Below are 17270 nucleotides of genomic sequence, written 5' to 3' on the forward strand. Positions count from 1 at the left end.
ATTCCGGGATGGTCCATAAGCGGCGTCCGCGCCATCGGTGATTTGGCGGCGCAACGGGGTGAGAGAGACAGGCGTGGCAAAGATCCATCATCAGATTGCGCAGGAGCTGGGAGTTCGCGACGAGCAGGTCGAGGCGGCGGTGACGCTGCTCGACGGCGGCGCCACGGTGCCGTTCATCGCGCGATACCGCAAGGAGCTCACCGGCGCGCTCGATGATGCGCAGCTGCGCACGCTGGAAGAGCGGCTGACATATTTGCGCGAGCTCGAGGAGCGCCGCACCGCGGTGCTCAATTCGATTCGCGAGCAGGGCAAGCTCGATGCCGCGCTCGAAGCCCAGATCATGGCTGCCGACAGCAAGGGCCGTCTGGAAGACATCTATCTGCCGTACAAGCCGAAGCGTCGCACCAAGGCCGAGATCGCCAAGGAGGCCGGGCTCGAGCCGCTCGCCGATCTCCTGTTGACGCAGCCGCAGAACGATCCGAACGAGGCTGCGACGCCCTTCGTCAATGCCGAGAAGCAGGTCGCCGACGTCGCCGCCGCGCTGGACGGCGCGCGCGCGATCCTGGTCGAGCGCTTCGCCGAGGATGCCGACCTGATCGGCGCGCTGCGCGAGGAGATGTGGTCGAACGGCATCATGGCCTCGACCGTCCGCACCGGCAAAAAGACCGAAGGCGAGAAGTTCAAGGACTATTTCGATTTCTCCGAGCCGCTGCCGAAGCTGCCGTCGCACCGCATCCTGGCGCTGTTCCGCGGCGAGAAGGAGGAGATCCTCGACCTCGCGATCAAGCCGGAAGCCGAGGCGCCGGCGGTCGGCGTGCCCGGCCTCTACGAGCTCCGGATCATGAACCGCTTCGCGATCTCCAGCCAGGGCCGCAAGGGCGACAAGTGGCTGACGGAAACGGTGCGCTGGGCTTGGCGCACCAAGATCCAGATCCATCTCAACATCGATTTGCGGATGCGGCTGTGGACCGCAGCCGAGACCGAGGCTGTGCGCGTGTTCGCCTCGAATCTGCGCGACCTGCTGCTGGCGGCGCCGGCCGGCCCGCGCGCCACCATGGGGCTCGATCCCGGCTATCGCACCGGCGTCAAGGTCGCGGTGATCGATGCGACCGGCAAGGTGGTGGCGCATACGGCGATCTTTCCGCACGAGCCGCAACGGCGCTGGGACGAGGCGCTGGCCATTCTCGGCAAGCTCGCGATCGAGCATGGCGTCGAGCTGATCGCAATCGGCAACGGCACGGCCTCACGCGAGACCGACAAGCTCGCCGCCGAGCTCGTGAAGCGGCTGCCCGAGCGCAAGATGACCAAGATCGTGGTCTCCGAAGCCGGCGCGTCGGTCTACTCGGCCTCCGCCTTCGCCTCGAACGAGTTGCCCGATCTCGACGTCACCATTCGCGGCGCGGTCTCGATCGCGCGGCGCCTGCAGGATCCGCTGGCTGAACTGGTCAAGATCGATCCGAAGGCAATCGGCGTCGGCCAGTACCAGCACGATCTCGGCGAGGCCAAGCTGGCGCGCTCGCTCGATGCCGTGGTGGAAGATTGCGTGAACGCGGTCGGCGTCGATGCCAACACCGCCTCGGTGCCGCTGCTCTCGCGGGTGTCGGGCATCGGGCAGGGGCTGGCGCAGAGCATCGTGCAGCATCGCGACGCCAACGGCCCGTTCAAGTCGCGCAAGGCGCTGAAGGAGGTGCCGCGGCTCGGGCCGAAGGCGTTCGAGCAATGCGCCGGCTTCCTGCGCATCAGCAACGGCGAGGATCCGCTCGATTCATCCGGCGTGCATCCGGAAGCCTATCCGGTGGTACGCCGTATCCTCGAGGCGACCAAGAGCGACATCAAGGCGCTGATCGGCAACGCCGATGTGGTGCGCGGACTGAGGCCGCAATCCTTTGTCGACGACACGTTTGGCCTGCCGACCGTCACCGACATTCTGCGCGAACTGGAAAAGCCCGGCCGCGACCCGCGTCCGGCGTTCAAGGCGGCGGTGTTCAAGGAAGGCGTCGAGGAGGTCAAGGATCTCAAGAAGGGCATGATCCTCGAAGGCACTGTGACCAATGTCGCCGCCTTCGGTGCTTTCGTCGATATTGGCGTGCACCAGGATGGCCTGGTGCACATCTCCGCGATGTCCCGAAACTTCATCAAGGACCCGCGCGAGGTGGTGAAGCCGGGCGACATCGTCAAGGTCAAGGTGCTGGATGTCGAGGTGGCGCGCAAGCGCATCGCGCTGACCTTGCGGCTTGACGACGAGATCGGGCCGAAGAAGGACAACGCCGGAATGTCGCGCGATTTCTCGCGCGGCTCCGCCAAGATGACGTCATCAGCTCCGCGCCGTCCGCAGGAGCAGTCCGGCGGCGGCGCGCTTGCCGAGGCGCTGCGCCGCGCGGCCGAGAAGAGCGGGCGCGGCAAGCCGACCTAGGTCCGCGGTACGGGCGCAATTCCGTCCCCGTCATGCTGAGGAGGCCGCGGAGCGGCCGTCTCGAAGCACGACGGCCCTACTGTGGCCGTCCATCCTTCGAGACGCGCCTACGGCGCTCCTCAGGATGACGGGACGAATGGCGGTCCGCGCTACGACTTGCCCGCGGCAAACCGCGCCAGCGCATCCGCGACACCCCTGCCGTAGGCCGGATCGGCTTTGCTGCAATTCGCAACATGCCGTTCCTGAATGTGCTTCGACGCCTGGCCGACCTGGCGGGCGGTGTTGTCGAACAGCGCCTGCTTTTGTGCGGCATTCATCTTGCGGAACAGATCGCCCGGCTGCTGCCAGTGGTCCTCATCCACGCGATGGTCCCAATGTGCGGCCGCGCCTGAGAGCTCGAGCGGCGGCTCGTTCAGTTGCGGCTGGTCGGTCCACTCGCCATGGCTGTTCGGCCAATAGGTCAGCGTGGCGCCCAGGTTGCCGTCGGTGCGCATCGCGCCGTCGCGGTGATAGCTGTGGAACGGGCATTTCGGCGCGTTGACCGGGATCTGATGGTGGTTGACGCCGAGCCGGTAGCGTTGCGCGTCGCCATAGGAGAACAGGCGGGCCTGCAGCATCTTGTCCGGCGAATAGCCGATGCCGGGCACGACATTCGCCGGCGCGAACGCCGCCTGTTCGACCTCGGCGAAGAAGTTCTCCGGGTTACGGTTGAGCTCGAAGTGACCGACCTCGATCAGGGGATAATCCGCCTTCGGCCACACCTTGGTCAGATCGAACGGATTGAACGGGAAGGCGTTGGCCTGTGCGTCGGTCATCACCTGGATGAACAGCGTCCAGCGCGGGAAGTCGCCACGCTCGATGCTGTTGAACAGATCGCGCTGGTGGCTCTCGCGGTCCTTGCCGACCAATGCCTCGGCCTCGGCATCGGTCAGGTTCTGGACACCCTGCTGGGTGCGGAAGTGGAACTTGACCCAGCTGCGCTCGTTGTTGGCGTTGATGAAGCTGTAGGTGTGGCTGCCGAAGCCGTGCTGGTGACGGAAGCTCTTCGGAATGCCGCGCTCGCTCATGACGATGGTGACCTGGTGCAGCGCTTCCGGCAGCAGCGTCCAGAAATCCCAGTTCATGTCGGGGTCGCGCACGCCGGTGCGCGGATGCCGCTTGATCGCGTGGTTGAGGTCGATGAAGCGCAGGGGATCGCGGAAGAAGAATACCGGCGTGTTGTTGCCCACCACGTCCCAGTTGCCTTCATCGGTGTAGAATTTCAACGCGAAGCCGCGGATGTCGCGCTCGGCGTCCGCCGCGCCGCGCTCGCCGGCAACGGTCGAGAACCGCGCGAACATCGGCGTCTGCTTGCCGATCTGCGAGAAGATGCTGGCTTTGGTGTAGCGCGTGATGTCGTGGGTGACGGTGAAGGTGCCGTGCGCGCCGGCCCCCTTGGCGTGCATCCGCCGCTCCGGGATCACTTCGCGGTGAAAGTGCGCCAGCTTCTCGATCAGCCAGACGTCCTGCAAGAGCGCCGGCCCGCGCGGCCCCGCCGTCATGATGTTCACATTATCGGCAACGGGTGCGCCGGAGGCGTGGGTCAGAAACGGTCTCTTGATCTCGCTCATCGAAAACTCCTGGGTTTGTCTGTTGAAGGTCAGCACTTCGCTTCCCGGCGCATCCGCAAGGCGGCGCCGGCAAAGCCTCTGGTCGTTACCGCTCGAGTTACGACCGTTGGTCGCGCCTAAAACGGCCTGCTTGCCTTGTCATTCGAGGGGGGCACCCGGACTAAAGTGGCCGAGAGGACCTTGTCACTTCGGCTTCGATAGGAGAATGACGAGGATGCTATGCGATTGAGAGGCAGTGCCTCTTAATGCCGGCCTGTCATCCGCCCGCGAAAATGTGCCTCTCGCGACCCCGGACAGTGATTTCAGTCAACTTGATGCATCGGCTTGCTCTCCGGGCTTCTTCGACCCGAGAACTAGAAGGCCCGGCGCCTGACAACAACGAGACAAGCCCGTCGATCCCGGCCAAAAGTCCACTGATTGCGGCCATCGGTGCAGTGAATGACCGCCGCTCGTTCCCGGCTCGGCCGGGTTTTCGACGTGTCCACGCAACACGTGACCTATCGTAATTCCTGGCATCGAACGGCCGCCGGATTGGGATCGGCGCGGATTGATAGTCCCAAGGTCAGGCCATACCTATCTCGCCAGGTGTTGCCTATCAATCGAGGGCTTGCGGCATGAACCTGAGCGGGATGTCGTTACGCGACCTGGAATATGTCGTCGCCATCGCGGATCACGGGAGCTTCGTAAGGGCCGCCGAGCATTGCCGTGTCGCTCAACCGTCGCTTTCCGCACAGGTCAGGAAGCTCGAGGCGTGGCTTGGAATTGCCATCTTCGAGCGAACGACGAGGCGCGTGATCGTGACGACGGAGGGACGAACTTTCGTCGAACAGGCCCGTCGGGTCCTTGCCGAAGCAAGGCTTCTGTTGACCCTGGCGCAACGGTCGGACGAGCCCTTTGGCGGTTCGTTGCGTCTTGCTGCGATTTCGACGCTCGGCCCGTATCTTTTCCCGAGGATTCTCCAGGGGCTCAGGCGGCGATATCCGAAGCTCGGTCTCGTGCTCAGCGAGGGTCTGACTGACGAACTCTTGTCGAAGCTGATCGACGGCGATCTCGACGCCGTGCTGCTATCCCTGCCGCAGAACGATCCGGCGTTGGCGACGGCGACGTTGTTTTCGGAACCGTTTCTGCTCGCCTGTCCCAGGGGCCATCCGGCGTCCAGGAAGAGCGGGCCGACTTGGGAAGGGCTCGACGCCCAGGATCGTCTGTTGCTGCAGGAAGGGCACTGTCTGCGCGAACAGGCGCTGGTCGGCTGTTCTGCCCCGGACCGGAGCAATCGCCTCGCCACCAGTCTGGAAACGCTGAAGTACATGGTTGCTGCCGGAGAAGGCTGCACGCTCGTCCCGGCCCTTGCCGTCTCGGAGCGCGACGCGGTCGTCTATTCACGGCTGCGCGGCGCCAATTATTCGCGGAAGATCGGGCTCGCCTGGCGCCGGAGCGATCCGCGCACATCGGAATTTTCGACGCTGGCAGACAGGCTGAAGCAGATCGCAGGCTCGTTCGACGTCGATGCGGTCTGATGACGCTCGCTGCGATCCTGCAAAGACCCGAATCCTAAATCCGGCGTCAGAATCTGGCGCATTTGTCAGTTGAAGTCGGCCTCGCGCTTGCGTCTTCTGATCATCCTCTGCATGCGGCGACACGAGGTTCGCCGCGGTCCCAATCAGGGAGGATTTCATGACGAGCAGGCTCTTCACGTTTCTCACGGCGGCGACGCTCGCTGTCAGCGTTGCGCTTGCACCCGTAGCCCTCGCCAGGGGTGGCGGCGGTGGCGGTGGTGGTGGTGGGCACGGCGGTGGCGGTGGCTTCGGCGGCGGCCATGGCGGCGGTTTTGGTGCCGCCATGGGCGGTGGCATGCACGGTGGTGGTTTCGGTGGCGGAATGCATGGCGGTGGTTTCGGCGGCGGCATGCGCGGTGGAGGTATGGCGTTCGCCGCCATGGGTGGCGGCGGACATTTTGCCGGTGGGCATTTCGGCGGCGCGCGCTTCGCCGGTGCACCGGCGTTCGGCCCGCGATTCGCCGGCGCCGGATTCCACGGCTCGCACTTCTTCCATCATGGCGGCTTCTTCCACCACCATCACCGCTTCCATCGCTTCGCCTTCTTCGGCGGGCCCGCCATCTATGCCGATTACTATGACGGCTGCTACCGCAGGGTATGGACGTCGTACGGGCTGCAATGGGTCAATGTGTGCGGGGACTATTGGTGATCGCCCAACGAACCGCACCGTTGTCGCGGTCGTCGCCAGGCGTTCCATCCAGCCCCGGAATGGGATAGTCTGGCGGCGACTGTTGCGGGGCGCTCGGAGAGTTTGAGAACTCGGGGAGTTCAGGACAACTCGGAGAGTTCAAGAACATGACCGGAGCTCACCGCCGCATTCTCGTCGTCGAGGACGATCCGGAGACCGCCGGTCAGCTGGTCGAGGAGCTGACCACCAGCGGCTACGACGTGGATCTGGCTGCGAACGGCCGCGAGGCGCTGAGCCAGGGGGCGGCCCGCGACTACGCCGTGATCACGATCGATCGCATGCTGCCGGACATCGACGGCATCACGGTGATGCGCCAGATGCGCGACGACGGCATCGCGGTGCCGTTCCTGATCATCAGCGCGCTCGGCGAGGTCGATGACCGCGTGCGCGGTTTGCGCGCCGGCGGCGACGATTATCTGGTCAAGCCGTTTTCCTTTGTCGAGCTGCTGGCGCGGCTGGAGGCGCTTGGCCGCCGCAGCGAAACCGTAGCCAAGGAGACCATCCTGCGGGTCGGCGATCTCGCGGTCGATCTGATCGCGCGGACGGCAAGCCGCCACGGCCGCAAGATTCCGCTGCTGCCGAAGGAATTTCAGCTGCTCGAATATCTCGCGCGCAACGAAGGCCGCGTGGTGTCGCGCGCCATGCTGCTGCAGCACGTCTGGGACCTGCACTTCGACCCCTCGACCAACATCATCGACGTCTATGTCGGGCGGGTGCGCCGCAAGGTCGACGACCAGCAAGCCTATCCGCTGATCCACACGATCCGCGGCATCGGGTACTGCCTCCGTGCTCCTGGCTAAAACCCTCAGGTCGTCGACGTTTCGCCTGGCGTTGATCGCCATCGGCACGTTCGGCCTCATCGTGTCCGTGATCTTCGCCTATGTTTACTGGTCGACGTTGTCCTATGTGCGCGACAGGTCCGACCGCGCCATCATGACCGAGCAGGCAAGCCTGGATGATGCCTATGCGCGGTCCGGCCGCGATGGCCTGACCGCGTTGATCGCGCAACGCATCGCAAACAAGGGTCTTGCCGATCAGGTTTATCTGCTGGTTGGCCCCGGCTCGGTCGTGCTTGCGGGGAATCTCAAGCAATGGCCGCCAGACACCGCAGGGGATCAATGGACGGAGTTTCGAACCTCGCTGCCAGCGCTGCCTTCGGGAACTGCGCTGGTGCGCGCCCTGACGAAGACGTTGCCAGGCGGTGATCGGTTGCTGGTCGGCCGCGACATCAGCGATCTCGACGGCTTCATGGCGCAGATCAGGGCCGCGGGCATCGCGGTCGTCGTGCTGATCATTGGCCTTGCGGCAGCCGCCAGCATCGGGGTCACGCGGCGAACGGTCGGCCGGATCGAGTCGATCAATGCGACCAGTCGCGCCATCATGCTCTCCGGCCTCGACCAGCGCATCCCGCTCCATGGCAGTCATGACGAATGGGACCGCGTCGCCGAGAATCTCAACCTGATGCTGGATCGCATCCAGACCCTGATGGGCGACGTCAAGCAGGTCAGCGAAAATATCGCCCACGACCTGCGCACGCCGCTGACCCGGATGCGCGGCCGGCTCGAGAAGGCCTATCACGCCCCGCGCAACGGGGAGGGCGATGCGGCGCTGATCGGCGACACTATCGCCGATCTCGACGCGGTGCTCGGGATGTTCGCATCGATCACGCGGATTTCCGAGATCGAGACGCGGGCCCGCAAGGGCGCGTTCCGCACCGTCAATCTCGTCGAGATCGCAGGCGAGGTGGTCGAGCTCTACGATGCCGCCGCCGAAGAGGTCACGACCCATCTCGACCTTGCCGGCGACCCGGCGGTGCTGGTCACCGGCGATCGCGACCTCCTGTTCGACGCCATCGCCAACCTCGTCGACAACGCCATCAAGCATGGCCGTCCCGGCGGACGGGTGACCGTGACCTGCGACAACGACGAAGGCGGGCCGGTGATTTCGGTCGCCGATAACGGTCCCGGCATTCCGGCCGAACAGCACGATCAGGTCTTCAAGCGCTTCTACCGGCTCGAGCAGAGCCGCTACACGCCGGGCAACGGCCTCGGCCTCAGCCTGGTCGCCGCGGTCGCGAGCCTGCACGGCGCGCGAGTCGAATTGCGCGACAACGCGCCGGGACTGCTGTGCAGGCTCGTGTTTCCGCCGACGGAGGTGTAGGGCGGGTTAGCGCTGTCGCAAGAATGCGGACGCATGGCTCACAACTCCGTCCACACACTCACCGTCGTGCTGGCGAAGGCCAGGACCCATTACCCCAAATGGCAATTGTTGTGCAGCGCTGGGGCCACGATCTCATTCACAATCAGATGCGGTGGTTATGGGTTCTCGCTTTCGCCAGGACGACGATGTGGCGAGAGCAGGTCAAAACCGCCCCGCCATCTCCGCGAGCCGGCGGTGCGCGGCTTCGCGGGCCGTGCGGATCGGATCGGTGGGCCCGGTGGTCGGGCCGACCGGCACGAAGCGGACGTCGCTGATGCCGATGAAGCGCAGCGCTTCGCGCAGATAGGGCGTTGCCATGTCGATGCGGCCGCGGTTCATGCCGGTGACGAAGTCGCCGCCGCTGGCGATGATCACGACCGTCGGGCGGTCCTTGAGCAGCGGCAGATAACCTAACGCCGGATCGAAGCGGAACGTCAGGCCGGGCTGGATGATGACGTCGAGCCACTGCTTGAGCTTGTAGGGGATGGAAAAATTCCACATCGGTGTCGAGATAAGTACGCGGTCGGCCAGCGCCAGCCGCAGCGCCAGGCGCTCGGCCATCGCAAAGGCATCTTGCTGCGAATTGGTGAAGCTCTTGCCGCCGATCCGGGCGTATTTGGCTTCGAGCAGGTAACCCTCGAACTCCGGCAACGGCTCGCGCCAGAGGTTCATCGCGTCGATCTCCCAGTCCGGCCGCATCTCGCGGAAGCGATCCAGAAAGACGCGCGCGCCGGCCGCCGATTCCGAATCGGCGCGGGGAGAGCAGCTAAGATGCAGCAGCTTCGGCACCGCGCCTCCTCAGCCGAGCGCCTTGATGACGGTGTCGGCGTTGGTCACCACGGAGACGTTCTGCAGGGCATAATTGATCGCGGCGTTGTGCCAATCGGCATTCATGGTCGAGCAGCAATCCTCCGGCACGATCATGAAATAGCCCTTGTCGGCGCCGGTGCGCGCGGTGTGCTCGACCGACATGTTGGTCCAGGCCCCGGTGTTGATGATCATGTCGCGACCGGTGGCCTTCAGGATTGTCTCGAGCCGCGTGCCCTCCCAGGCGCTCATCCGCATCTTCTCGACCACGAAGTCGCCCGGACGCGGTTCGAGACCGGAGACCGGCGCCGCGCCCCAGCTGCCGCGCACCATCGCCTTGCTGTCGACCAGCCCTTCGAACAGCGGCGCGTTCAGTGTCACGCCCGGCGCGCCCGGCTCGACCACGAACCAGACATGGATGATGGCGACGCCGCGCGCGCGCGCAGCCTCGGCCACACGGCGTACATTCTCGACGACATGCTGCTGGCGCGCATGTGCCGGCGCACCGGACTCGGCGAACGCGCCGCCGTCCATGATGACGTCGTTCTGCATGTCCTGGATAATCATCGCGCAGCGCTGCGGATCGATCTGCATCTCGCCGGCGGCGAGATTGGGCGCCGGCGTGGAGGACGATACGGTGCCAGCGCCGCCGCGCTTGCCGGTCATATAGGGCTCGTTGCGCGGCCCGACCTTGGTCGGGATCGCGTAGACGGAGTGGGTCGCGGTCAGATACAGCGTGCGGAAATCGGCGCCGCCCCAGGCGTGGTTGGCGACGAGTTCGGGCAGGCGGACCTTGCCGAGCAGGTCACCAGCGGGCGAATAGACCCAGACGCCGCCGGGCGCGGTGACCCAGACATTGCCGCGCTGGTCGCACTTCATGCCGTCGGGCAGGCCGGGCTCGAGCTCGGAGCGGATGCCGGAGGCGAACACGCGCGGATTGCCGAGCGAGCCGTCGGCGCCGACGTCGAAGGCGCGGATCAGCGCCTGCACGGTGTCGTTGACATAGAGGATGCGCTCGTCGGGCGAGAAGCACAGCCCGTTCGGCTGCTCGAACAGATAGCGGTCGACCAGCAGTTTCGGCGCGCCGCCACCGGGCGGCACGCGGTAGACGCCCTGGAAGCCGAGCTGGCGCGGTCGCTCGACGCCATAGACCGGCATGCGGCCGTACCAGGGGTCGGAGAAATAGATCGCGCCCGAGGAGTGGACGCAGACGTCGTTCGGACTGTTGAGCTCCTGGTTCTCGTAATGCGAGGCCAGCACCTCGCGCCGTCCGTCAGGGCGCTCGCGGATCAGCGAGGAGGTCGCATGTTCGCAGACGATCAGATTGAGGTCGGCGTCATAGGTCATGCCGTTGCACTTGTTCGACGGACGCTTGACCTCGACCACACCGCGCCGCGCATCCCAGCGCCGGCGCACATCGCCCGGCATGTCGGAGAACAGCAGGAAGTGATCGACCGGATGCCAGATCGGCCCTTCCGTGAAATCGAAGCCGGTGCCGACCTGGCCAACCGGCGCGTAGGGGTCGATCAGGTCTTCGAATTCCGCGCGCAGCGTGACATGCGTCATCGCGTTCGTCCTCGCTGTTACGCCGGAAACCAGCTGCGTTGCGGCAGGCTCTGCACGACGGGCCCCGGCACCTGGTCGTGCAGGCGGCCGACCACCATGCCGCCCTCGATCTTCGCCGGACGATCGTGCACCGGCAGCAGATAACGCGAGCTGGAGAGCAGCTTCTTGATCGCGGCCTTCTCGGCGCGCTTGCTGGTGCCATGGTTGCCAGTGGTGCGCGGCTCGGCGTCCTGGATCTCGTTGAACGGCGTCACGATCTGGTCGTTGAAATCATAAATCACGTCGCCGCAGATCGTGGCGATGCCGTCGGCGGTGTGGACATGGATGTTCATCGAGCCTTCGGTGTGGGCATTGGCGGCATCGCAGTAGACGCCCGGCATCAGCTCGACCGGACCCGTGATCTCGAGGTCGAGAAAGCGCAGCGCGCTCTTGGTGTGCAGGCGGTCGATCAAATGCTTGATGTCGGGCGCGGGGTACTGCGGGTGCATCAGGCCGGAGACGGAGTATTCCAGCTCCTTGCGGTTGACGACGACGGTCGTATTCATCGGGAACAGATCGTCCTTGCCGGCATGGTCGATGTGCAGATGGGTGTGGCAGACGAAACGGACGTCGCCCATCCGCACGCCATGGCGGGCGAGCTGGTTCTCGATCATGTTCTCGTGGAACTGGAGGCCGCGCATGCCGAGTGTCTCCATGATCTGGTTCGAGCGGTAGCCGGTATCGACCAGCACGGGGTAGGGACCGCCGAGGATGAGGAAGCCGAGCGTCAGCACGCGGCGGGTGCGGCCGCAATTGTGCCCGAGCACGAGGAAGCTCGATTCCAGCTCGATATCGCCATAGTCCAGAATCTTGATCTCCAACGGCATCGCTCGCCCTCCCAATTCGTGTTCGTTGTTGTGTTCGCGTCCGCAGCGCACCTATGGCCCCAGCCGATAGACCCGCGCCGCCGTCGTGCTGAAGATCGCCTCGCGCTGCTCGCGGCTGAGCCGCTCGGCGGCCGCCTTGAAGGCGTCGATGAGATCGCGGTAGCTGGTCCACAGCTTCTCGATCGGAAAGTTCGAGCCGAACAGGCAGCGGTCCGCACCGAAGATCGCGACCGTGTCGACCACGACACCGGCGATATGCGCGGCGTCGTTGCGATGGATGAAGGTGCCGAGCCCGGACAGCTTCGACACCACGTTGGGGCACTGAGCGAGCCGCGCCATGCCGGCGCGCCAGGCAGCCCGGCCCTGCGGCGACAGATCCTCCAGCATGCCGGCGTGCTGCAGGATGAAGGTCACGCCGGGGCACGCTTCAACAAGGCCTGCGGCATCGGCCATCTGCGGCGCGAACACCTGCAGGTCAAAACTCCAGCCATAGTCGGCGAGGTGGCCGACATTGCGCCGGATCACGGGATCGGTGCAGAGATCGGGACGGGCCGCGAACCGATAGAGCGGGTTTTCGTGCCAGTGCAGTTGCATGCGCACGCCGCGCACCAGCGGATAACGTTTCAACCGATCGAGCTGCGGCCGAACGTCGTCGACGGAAAAATCGGCATAGGCGACGAGGGCGTGCGGCCAGCCGTGCTGATCCGCGGTCTGCTGCACCCAGGCCGCCTCGTCCTCGAACTGGACGTTCGGCCAGTTGGTCTGGACATAGACCGAGCGGGTGATGCCGGTGCCCTTGAGGTCGTCGAGATACTCCTCGATCGGATAGTCGCGGCGGATCGGCTCGTAGGGGCCGAAGATGCGCGGCTGCATCGGGCCGGACAGCCAGGCGAGATCGGCCTGACGCCAGATGTGATGATGTCCGTCGACAATGCCGGTCACGCAGCTCTCCTTGTTGCAAGCGACAGTAGATGCGCAACCACTGCCGCGCTCGATCCGCCGTCCACGAGATCATCGACAAAGCGCTGGATCGCGATCAGCGCCTCGGTTTGTGGCTTGAATCCGGGCGAGGTCGCCAGCGGCGTCAACCAGCTCACGCGCCAGGCCCGGCGCGACAGTTTTGCAACGGCATCGCGCAGCGCAGCCGGATCGCCGCGCTCGAGGCCGTCGGAGACGATCACGACAGCGGCGCCGCGGGCGTACCCGCCGAACCGGGGCACGGCGAGGAAGGCCTGCAGCGCGTCGCCGATCCGGGTGCCGCCGTCCCAGTCGCTGACCAGGAACGAGGCCGCGCTCAGCGCCTGCTCGCGCCGCTTCAACCGCAGCGCCGGGGTGACACGGGTCAGCCGCGTACCGAAGGTGAAGACCTCGACATTGCCGGCCGCCTGCACCAGCACATGCGCGAGCCTCATGTTCTCCTCGGTGCGCGCCTTCATCGAGCCGGAGACGTCGATCAAGAGCAGGATCTTGCGCGGGCGCTGGCGGCGGCGCATCCGGCCGAGCCGCAGCACCTCGCCGTCATTGCGCACGCTGTCACGCAGGGTGCGGCGCAGATCGGCGAACGGGCCGCTCCTCGCGCGCCGCCGCCGGTGGCCGCGGCGGCGCGGCAGCCGTTTTGCCGCCTCGCGCGACAGCCGGCGCAGCGGATCGCTGGTTGCAGTCTGGGCAAAGCGGCGCTCGACCAGCGCTTCGGCGCGCGCCGCGGCGAGGCCGGATTCATTGGCCTCGTCGGCGAGCGGCGGCTCGTCCTCGCCGCGGCCCTCCTCCTGCAGGCGGACGGTTTCTTCGTCTTCGCCTTCGGCCTGCTCAATCGCATCAGCGCCCCGGAAATGGATGTCGAACAGCCGGTCATACGTCGCGCGGCGCTCCGGCGGCGGCGCCAGCGTGGCAAGGCCGGCCCGGCGGATGTGCTCCAGGCTGCGCGGCCCGAGCAGCTCGATCGCGGCGAGGAAGCTCGTCGTCTGCTCCGGTGCGACCGAGAAGCCGTTGGCGCGCAGCAGCGCGACAAAGGTGATGAAGATCTGTGCGGCGCGCGGCAGCTTGAGATCGTCGTTCACGCGGCAGCCTCCGCGATGATCGCATCGAGCCGTGGTGAAATGAAATGCAGATCCTCCTCGTCCTTCAGCGCAACGCCGATCGAGCGCTTGAAGGCATCAGGCCAGCGTGCGCCGCCCTTGTGCAGCAGGGTCGCGGCCTCGGCCCAGTCGACCGCTTCGGCAATGCCCGGCGCCTTGCTCAGCGGCTCGCGGCGCAGCCGGCCGACGGCGGCGACCACGGCACGGGCGGTGGCTTCGGCAACGCTGGAGGCCCGCATCATCACGATGCGCGCCTCACGCTCGGCATTCGGATAGTCGATCCAGTGATAGACGCAGCGCCGCCGCAGCGCCTCGTGCAGGTCACGCGTCCGGTTCGAGGTCAGCACCACCACGGGATGCTCGGTGGCGCGCACGGTGCCGCGCTCGGGGATCGAGATCTGGAAGTCGGAGAGGAACTCGAGCAGGAAGGCCTCGAACTCCTGGTCGGCACGGTCGATTTCGTCGATCAGAAGAACGGTCGCATCCGGCGCGCGCAGCGCGGCCAGCATCGGGCGCTCGATCAGGAACGACTCACCGTAGATGTCGATGCTCTCTTCGCCCGCCTGCCGGATCGCCAGCATCTGGCGCGGATAGTTCCATTCATAGAGTGCCGCGGCGGCGTCGATGCCCTCGTAGCATTGCAGGCGGATCAGCCTGCGGCCAAGCACGGCGGCGATCGCTTTCGCGGCTTCGGTCTTGCCGACCCCCGGCGCGCCCTCCAGCAGCAACGGCTTGCCGAGCGCCAGCGAGAGATAGGACGCCGTCGCGATGCCGTCGTCGGCGAGATAATAGGCCGCGCGCAGCGCCTTCTCCAGCGCCTCGGGGCTGTCGATGCCGACGATGTTGCTGCGAACCGGCATGGAGAGACCTCAGCGCCGCGGTTGCGGCCGCGCGCCGCCCTGCGCCCGGATCGCGCGCAACACCTTCTCCGGCGTGATCGGCAGATCGTCGATCCGGACGCCGACGGCATTGAAGATCGCGTTCGCGACCGCGGGCAGCACCGGATTGGCGCACATCTCGCCGGGTCCCTTTGCGCCGAACGGGCCGTCCGGCGCGGGACGTTCCAGCACCGCGATGTCGTGCGGGCAGATGTCGCCCGGTCCCGGCATCAGGTATTCGACGAAATCGCGCGGGCCATGCACCGGCTCCGGATAATACGGCTCCGGCGTTTCATAGAGCGCGTGGCTGACGCCCATCCAGGCGCCGCCGACCAGCTGCTGCTCGACCAGCCGCGGATTGAGTGCGCGGCCGAGCTCATAGGCCGAGTCCATCCTGACCATGTCGACCTCGCCGGTCTCGTCGTCGACCTCGACCTCGGCGACCAGACAGGCATGCGCATAACATGTCGCCGGCGACATCTCGCCGGTTTCCGGGTCGACGTCGGACAGCGGCACCAGGAAGATGCCGCGGCCGGAGATCGTCTTGCCCTGCTTGAACTGCGCGGCAATCGCGACGTCCTTGGTCGAGATCGAGCGATGCGGTGCGCCCTTGACGTGGATGTTGCCGCGACCGTCGGTCTCGAGATCGGCGGCGTTCACCTCGAGCTCCTCGGCGGCCGCCTCCATCATCACGCCGCGCGCCTCCCGCGCCGCCGCCATCACGGCGTTGCCGACGCGATGGGTGCCGCGCGAGGCGAACGAGCCCATGCAGTGCGGGCCGGTGTCGGAATCCGCGGTGTCGACATAGACGTCCTCGACCGGCACGCCGAGCGTCTCGGCGCAGATCTGCCGCGTCACCGACTTCATGCCCTGGCCGAGATCGATCGAGGACAGCGCCACGGTGAACTTGCCGCTCGGATTGGAATGCACCAGCGCCTGGCTCGGGTCGCCGCCGAGATTCATGCCGATGGGATAATTGACCGACGCAATGCCGCGTCCGCGATGCCGGGTCATGTCAGCGCCTCCTGGTGCCGAAGACGGAAGAGAAGCGGGTGGCGCCGTGCGACGGTGCGCTCGGCCGCGGTGGCGGAGGTGATGTTGGCGGTGAGGGGGGCGGTGGTGGCGGTGGCTCGCGGGTCGCGGCCGGCGCGCGGTCATACGTCGTGCGCTGCTGGATCGGTGCAGCCGCCGGTGCATGTGATTCCCGCGGTGTCAGCGTCACCGCGGCACGGATGCCGCCGCCATCCTTGCGCGACGACATCCGCCTGAACTCCTCGCGGATCGGCCACTTGGCTTTTTCCGCGGCGACCTGCACGCATTCGATCAGCGCGGTGTTCTTGGCCTCGCGGCGATGCGCCTTCATGTCGCCATCGCGATACGCATTGAGGATCCGGAACTCCATCGGGTCCATGCCGACCAGATGAGCGAGCTTGTCCATCTGGCATTCGATGGCGAAATCCATCGCCGTGACCCCGAAGCCGCGCATCGCGGTCGCGGGCGTCCGGTTGGTGAAGACGCAGTAGACGTCGCCATGGACGTTCGGGATCGTGTAGGGGCCGGGCAGATGCGCGGCGCATTTCACCGCCGCATAGCTCGACAGCCGCGTATAGGCGCCGCTGTCGAAATAGGCGCGCACCTTGCGGGCGACGACGCGGCCGTCGCGCATCACGCCATCCTTGATGTAGATGCGCTCGGCGCCGCGCGGCGGGCCGTACTGCATCTCCTCTTCGCGCCCGAACACGTAGCGCACCGGGCGCCCGGTCAGCATCGCGCCGAGGATGCAGAGCGGTTCGGTCAGGGTATCGACCTTGCCGCCGAACCCGCCGCCGACGGTGCCGCCGATGAAATGGAAGGTGTTGGAGGGGACGTCGAGGATCTTGGCGCAGGTATCGACCGAGAAGAAAAGCGCCTGCGTCGAGGTGTAGACGATGTAGCGGCCGTTGGTGTCGGGCGCTGCGATCGAGCCGTTGGTCTCGGTCGGCGCATGCTCGATCGGCGACATCTGGTAGCGCTGCTCCAGCACATGGTCGGCCGTGGCAAGCGCCCGATCGGCGTCGCCGAAGCGCAGCTGCTGGCGATCGTAGGTCTCGTGATAGGTGAAGGTGTTCTTCGGATAGACCTCGTTGACCACGGGCGCGCCGGGCTTCAAGGCATCCTCGACATCGAACACCGCCGGTAGCGGCTCGTAGTCGATCTTGACCTTCGCAATGGCCTCAAAAGCTTCGCGCGGGCTGTCGGCAACGATGGCGACGATCGGCTCGCCCTTGTAGCGCACCTTGTCGACCGCAAGCGACGGCTCGTCGTCCTTGCCGAAATTGATCAGGCTGAGCAGCGTATTCAAGTTGCGCGGCACGTCGGAGGCGCGGATCACGCGCCGCACGCCCTGCGACCGCTCGGCCTCCGAAGTGTCGATGCGCCGCAGCCTTGCATGAGAATGGGCGCTGCGCACCACCTTCAGGTGCAGCATGCCCTGCAGCTTGTGGTCGTCGAAATAGGGCGAGGTACCGGTGACATGGCCGAGCATGTCCTGGCGCTGCGTGCCCTTGCCGATTTCTTTCAGATTATCGTCGCGCTCGTCGGCGAAGAGGTCCTTGCGCAATTCCAGCATGGCA

14 protein-coding genes are annotated in these 17270 nt (G+C 66.0%); 5 read left to right on the forward strand and 9 right to left on the reverse strand.

Features of this window, described 5'->3' with window-relative positions:
- Positions 1 to 73 precede the first annotated feature (73 nt).
- The gene (locus tag ACE10Z_RS08340; RefSeq protein WP_375787498.1) at positions 74 to 2413 is read left to right on the forward strand and encodes a Tex family protein; all 2340 of its coding nucleotides are present in this window, start codon (positions 74 to 76) and stop codon (positions 2411 to 2413) included.
- A 149-nt stretch (positions 2414 to 2562) separates the two neighbouring features.
- Here the strand turns inward: ACE10Z_RS08340 and ACE10Z_RS08345 are convergent, their stop codons facing one another.
- Positions 2563 to 4023, reverse strand: a complete 1461-nt coding sequence (locus ACE10Z_RS08345; RefSeq protein ID WP_375787499.1) for a catalase — start codon at positions 4021 to 4023, stop codon at positions 2563 to 2565.
- 629 nt (positions 4024 to 4652) lie between these two features.
- Here ACE10Z_RS08345 and ACE10Z_RS08350 point away from each other — a divergent pair.
- From ACE10Z_RS08350 to ACE10Z_RS08365, 4 genes are all read left to right on the forward strand, one after another.
- Positions 4653 to 5540, forward strand: a complete 888-nt coding sequence (locus ACE10Z_RS08350) for a LysR substrate-binding domain-containing protein (RefSeq protein WP_375787500.1) — start codon at positions 4653 to 4655, stop codon at positions 5538 to 5540.
- 157 nt (positions 5541 to 5697) lie between these two features.
- A complete protein-coding gene (locus ACE10Z_RS08355; protein ID WP_375787501.1) occupies positions 5698 to 6228 on the forward strand; it encodes a hypothetical protein in 531 nt (176 codons plus the stop codon).
- Positions 6229 to 6374: 146 nt separating this feature from the next.
- Complete coding sequence (locus ACE10Z_RS08360) at positions 6375 to 7067, forward strand: response regulator transcription factor (RefSeq protein ID WP_212315806.1); 693 nt, start codon at positions 6375 to 6377, stop codon at positions 7065 to 7067.
- Between the two features lie 268 nt (positions 7068 to 7335).
- The gene (locus tag ACE10Z_RS08365; protein ID WP_375789777.1) at positions 7336 to 8427 is read left to right on the forward strand and encodes a sensor histidine kinase; all 1092 of its coding nucleotides are present in this window, start codon (positions 7336 to 7338) and stop codon (positions 8425 to 8427) included.
- A 201-nt stretch (positions 8428 to 8628) separates the two neighbouring features.
- Here ACE10Z_RS08365 and ACE10Z_RS08370 read toward each other — a convergent pair whose 3' ends face one another.
- Genes ACE10Z_RS08370 through ACE10Z_RS08405 form a run of 8 tightly spaced genes read right to left on the reverse strand, consistent with a single transcriptional unit; the run spans position 8629 to position 17266 of the window.
- Positions 8629 to 9255 (reverse strand): FMN-dependent NADH-azoreductase, encoded by a 627-nt coding sequence (locus tag ACE10Z_RS08370; RefSeq protein ID WP_375787502.1) that lies wholly within the window; start codon positions 9253 to 9255, stop codon positions 8629 to 8631.
- Between the two features lie 9 nt (positions 9256 to 9264).
- Complete coding sequence (locus tag ACE10Z_RS08375) at positions 9265 to 10839, reverse strand: isochorismatase family protein (protein ID WP_375787503.1); 1575 nt, start codon at positions 10837 to 10839, stop codon at positions 9265 to 9267.
- Between the two features lie 17 nt (positions 10840 to 10856).
- Positions 10857 to 11705 carry an MBL fold metallo-hydrolase gene (locus tag ACE10Z_RS08380; protein ID WP_092124404.1) on the reverse strand — a complete coding sequence of 283 codons (849 nt, stop codon included), beginning with the start codon at positions 11703 to 11705 and terminating at the stop codon, positions 10857 to 10859.
- Between the two features lie 51 nt (positions 11706 to 11756).
- Entirely contained in the window at positions 11757 to 12647 is an 891-nt protein-coding gene (locus tag ACE10Z_RS08385; RefSeq protein ID WP_375787504.1) for an amidohydrolase family protein, read from the reverse strand.
- Positions 12644 to 13762: a VWA domain-containing protein gene (locus ACE10Z_RS08390; RefSeq protein WP_375787505.1), complete on the reverse strand. Its 1119-nt coding sequence runs from the start codon at positions 13760 to 13762 to the stop codon at positions 12644 to 12646. The genes ACE10Z_RS08385 and ACE10Z_RS08390 overlap by 4 nt, the downstream gene beginning before the upstream one ends.
- Positions 13759 to 14640: an AAA family ATPase gene (locus ACE10Z_RS08395; RefSeq protein ID WP_375787506.1), complete on the reverse strand. Its 882-nt coding sequence runs from the start codon at positions 14638 to 14640 to the stop codon at positions 13759 to 13761. The genes ACE10Z_RS08390 and ACE10Z_RS08395 overlap by 4 nt, the downstream gene beginning before the upstream one ends.
- A 9-nt stretch (positions 14641 to 14649) precedes the next feature.
- The gene (locus ACE10Z_RS08400; RefSeq protein WP_021075858.1) at positions 14650 to 15672 is read right to left on the reverse strand and encodes a xanthine dehydrogenase family protein molybdopterin-binding subunit; all 1023 of its coding nucleotides are present in this window, start codon (positions 15670 to 15672) and stop codon (positions 14650 to 14652) included.
- Between the two features lies 1 nt (position 15673).
- Positions 15674 to 17266 carry a xanthine dehydrogenase family protein molybdopterin-binding subunit gene (locus ACE10Z_RS08405; RefSeq protein WP_375787507.1) on the reverse strand — a complete coding sequence of 531 codons (1593 nt, stop codon included), beginning with the start codon at positions 17264 to 17266 and terminating at the stop codon, positions 15674 to 15676.
- Positions 17267 to 17270 lie beyond the last annotated feature (4 nt).

The sequence above is a fragment of the Bradyrhizobium sp. Pha-3 genome, assembly GCF_042258615.1.
GTDB lineage: Bacteria > Pseudomonadota > Alphaproteobacteria > Rhizobiales > Xanthobacteraceae > Bradyrhizobium.

Excerpts from the sequence above, each read along its gene's own strand:
- ACE10Z_RS08345 (WP_375787499.1), bottom strand. The coding sequence starts at position 4,023 with ATGAGCGAGATCAAGAGACCGTTTCTGACCCACGCCTCCGGCGCACCC.
- ACE10Z_RS08350 (WP_375787500.1), top strand. The coding sequence starts at position 4,653 with ATGTCGTTACGCGACCTGGAATATGTCGTCGCCATCGCGGATCACGGG.
- ACE10Z_RS08355 (WP_375787501.1), top strand. The coding sequence starts at position 5,698 with ATGACGAGCAGGCTCTTCACGTTTCTCACGGCGGCGACGCTCGCTGTC.
- ACE10Z_RS08360 (WP_212315806.1), top strand. The coding sequence starts at position 6,375 with ATGACCGGAGCTCACCGCCGCATTCTCGTCGTCGAGGACGATCCGGAG.
- ACE10Z_RS08375 (WP_375787503.1), bottom strand. The coding sequence starts at position 10,839 with ATGACGCATGTCACGCTGCGCGCGGAATTCGAAGACCTGATCGACCCC.
- ACE10Z_RS08380 (WP_092124404.1), bottom strand. The coding sequence starts at position 11,705 with ATGCCGTTGGAGATCAAGATTCTGGACTATGGCGATATCGAGCTGGAA.
- ACE10Z_RS08395 (WP_375787506.1), bottom strand. The coding sequence starts at position 14,640 with ATGCCGGTTCGCAGCAACATCGTCGGCATCGACAGCCCCGAGGCGCTG.
- ACE10Z_RS08400 (WP_021075858.1), bottom strand. The coding sequence starts at position 15,672 with ATGACCCGGCATCGCGGACGCGGCATTGCGTCGGTCAATTATCCCATC.
- ACE10Z_RS08405 (WP_375787507.1), bottom strand. The coding sequence starts at position 17,266 with ATGCTGGAATTGCGCAAGGACCTCTTCGCCGACGAGCGCGACGATAAT.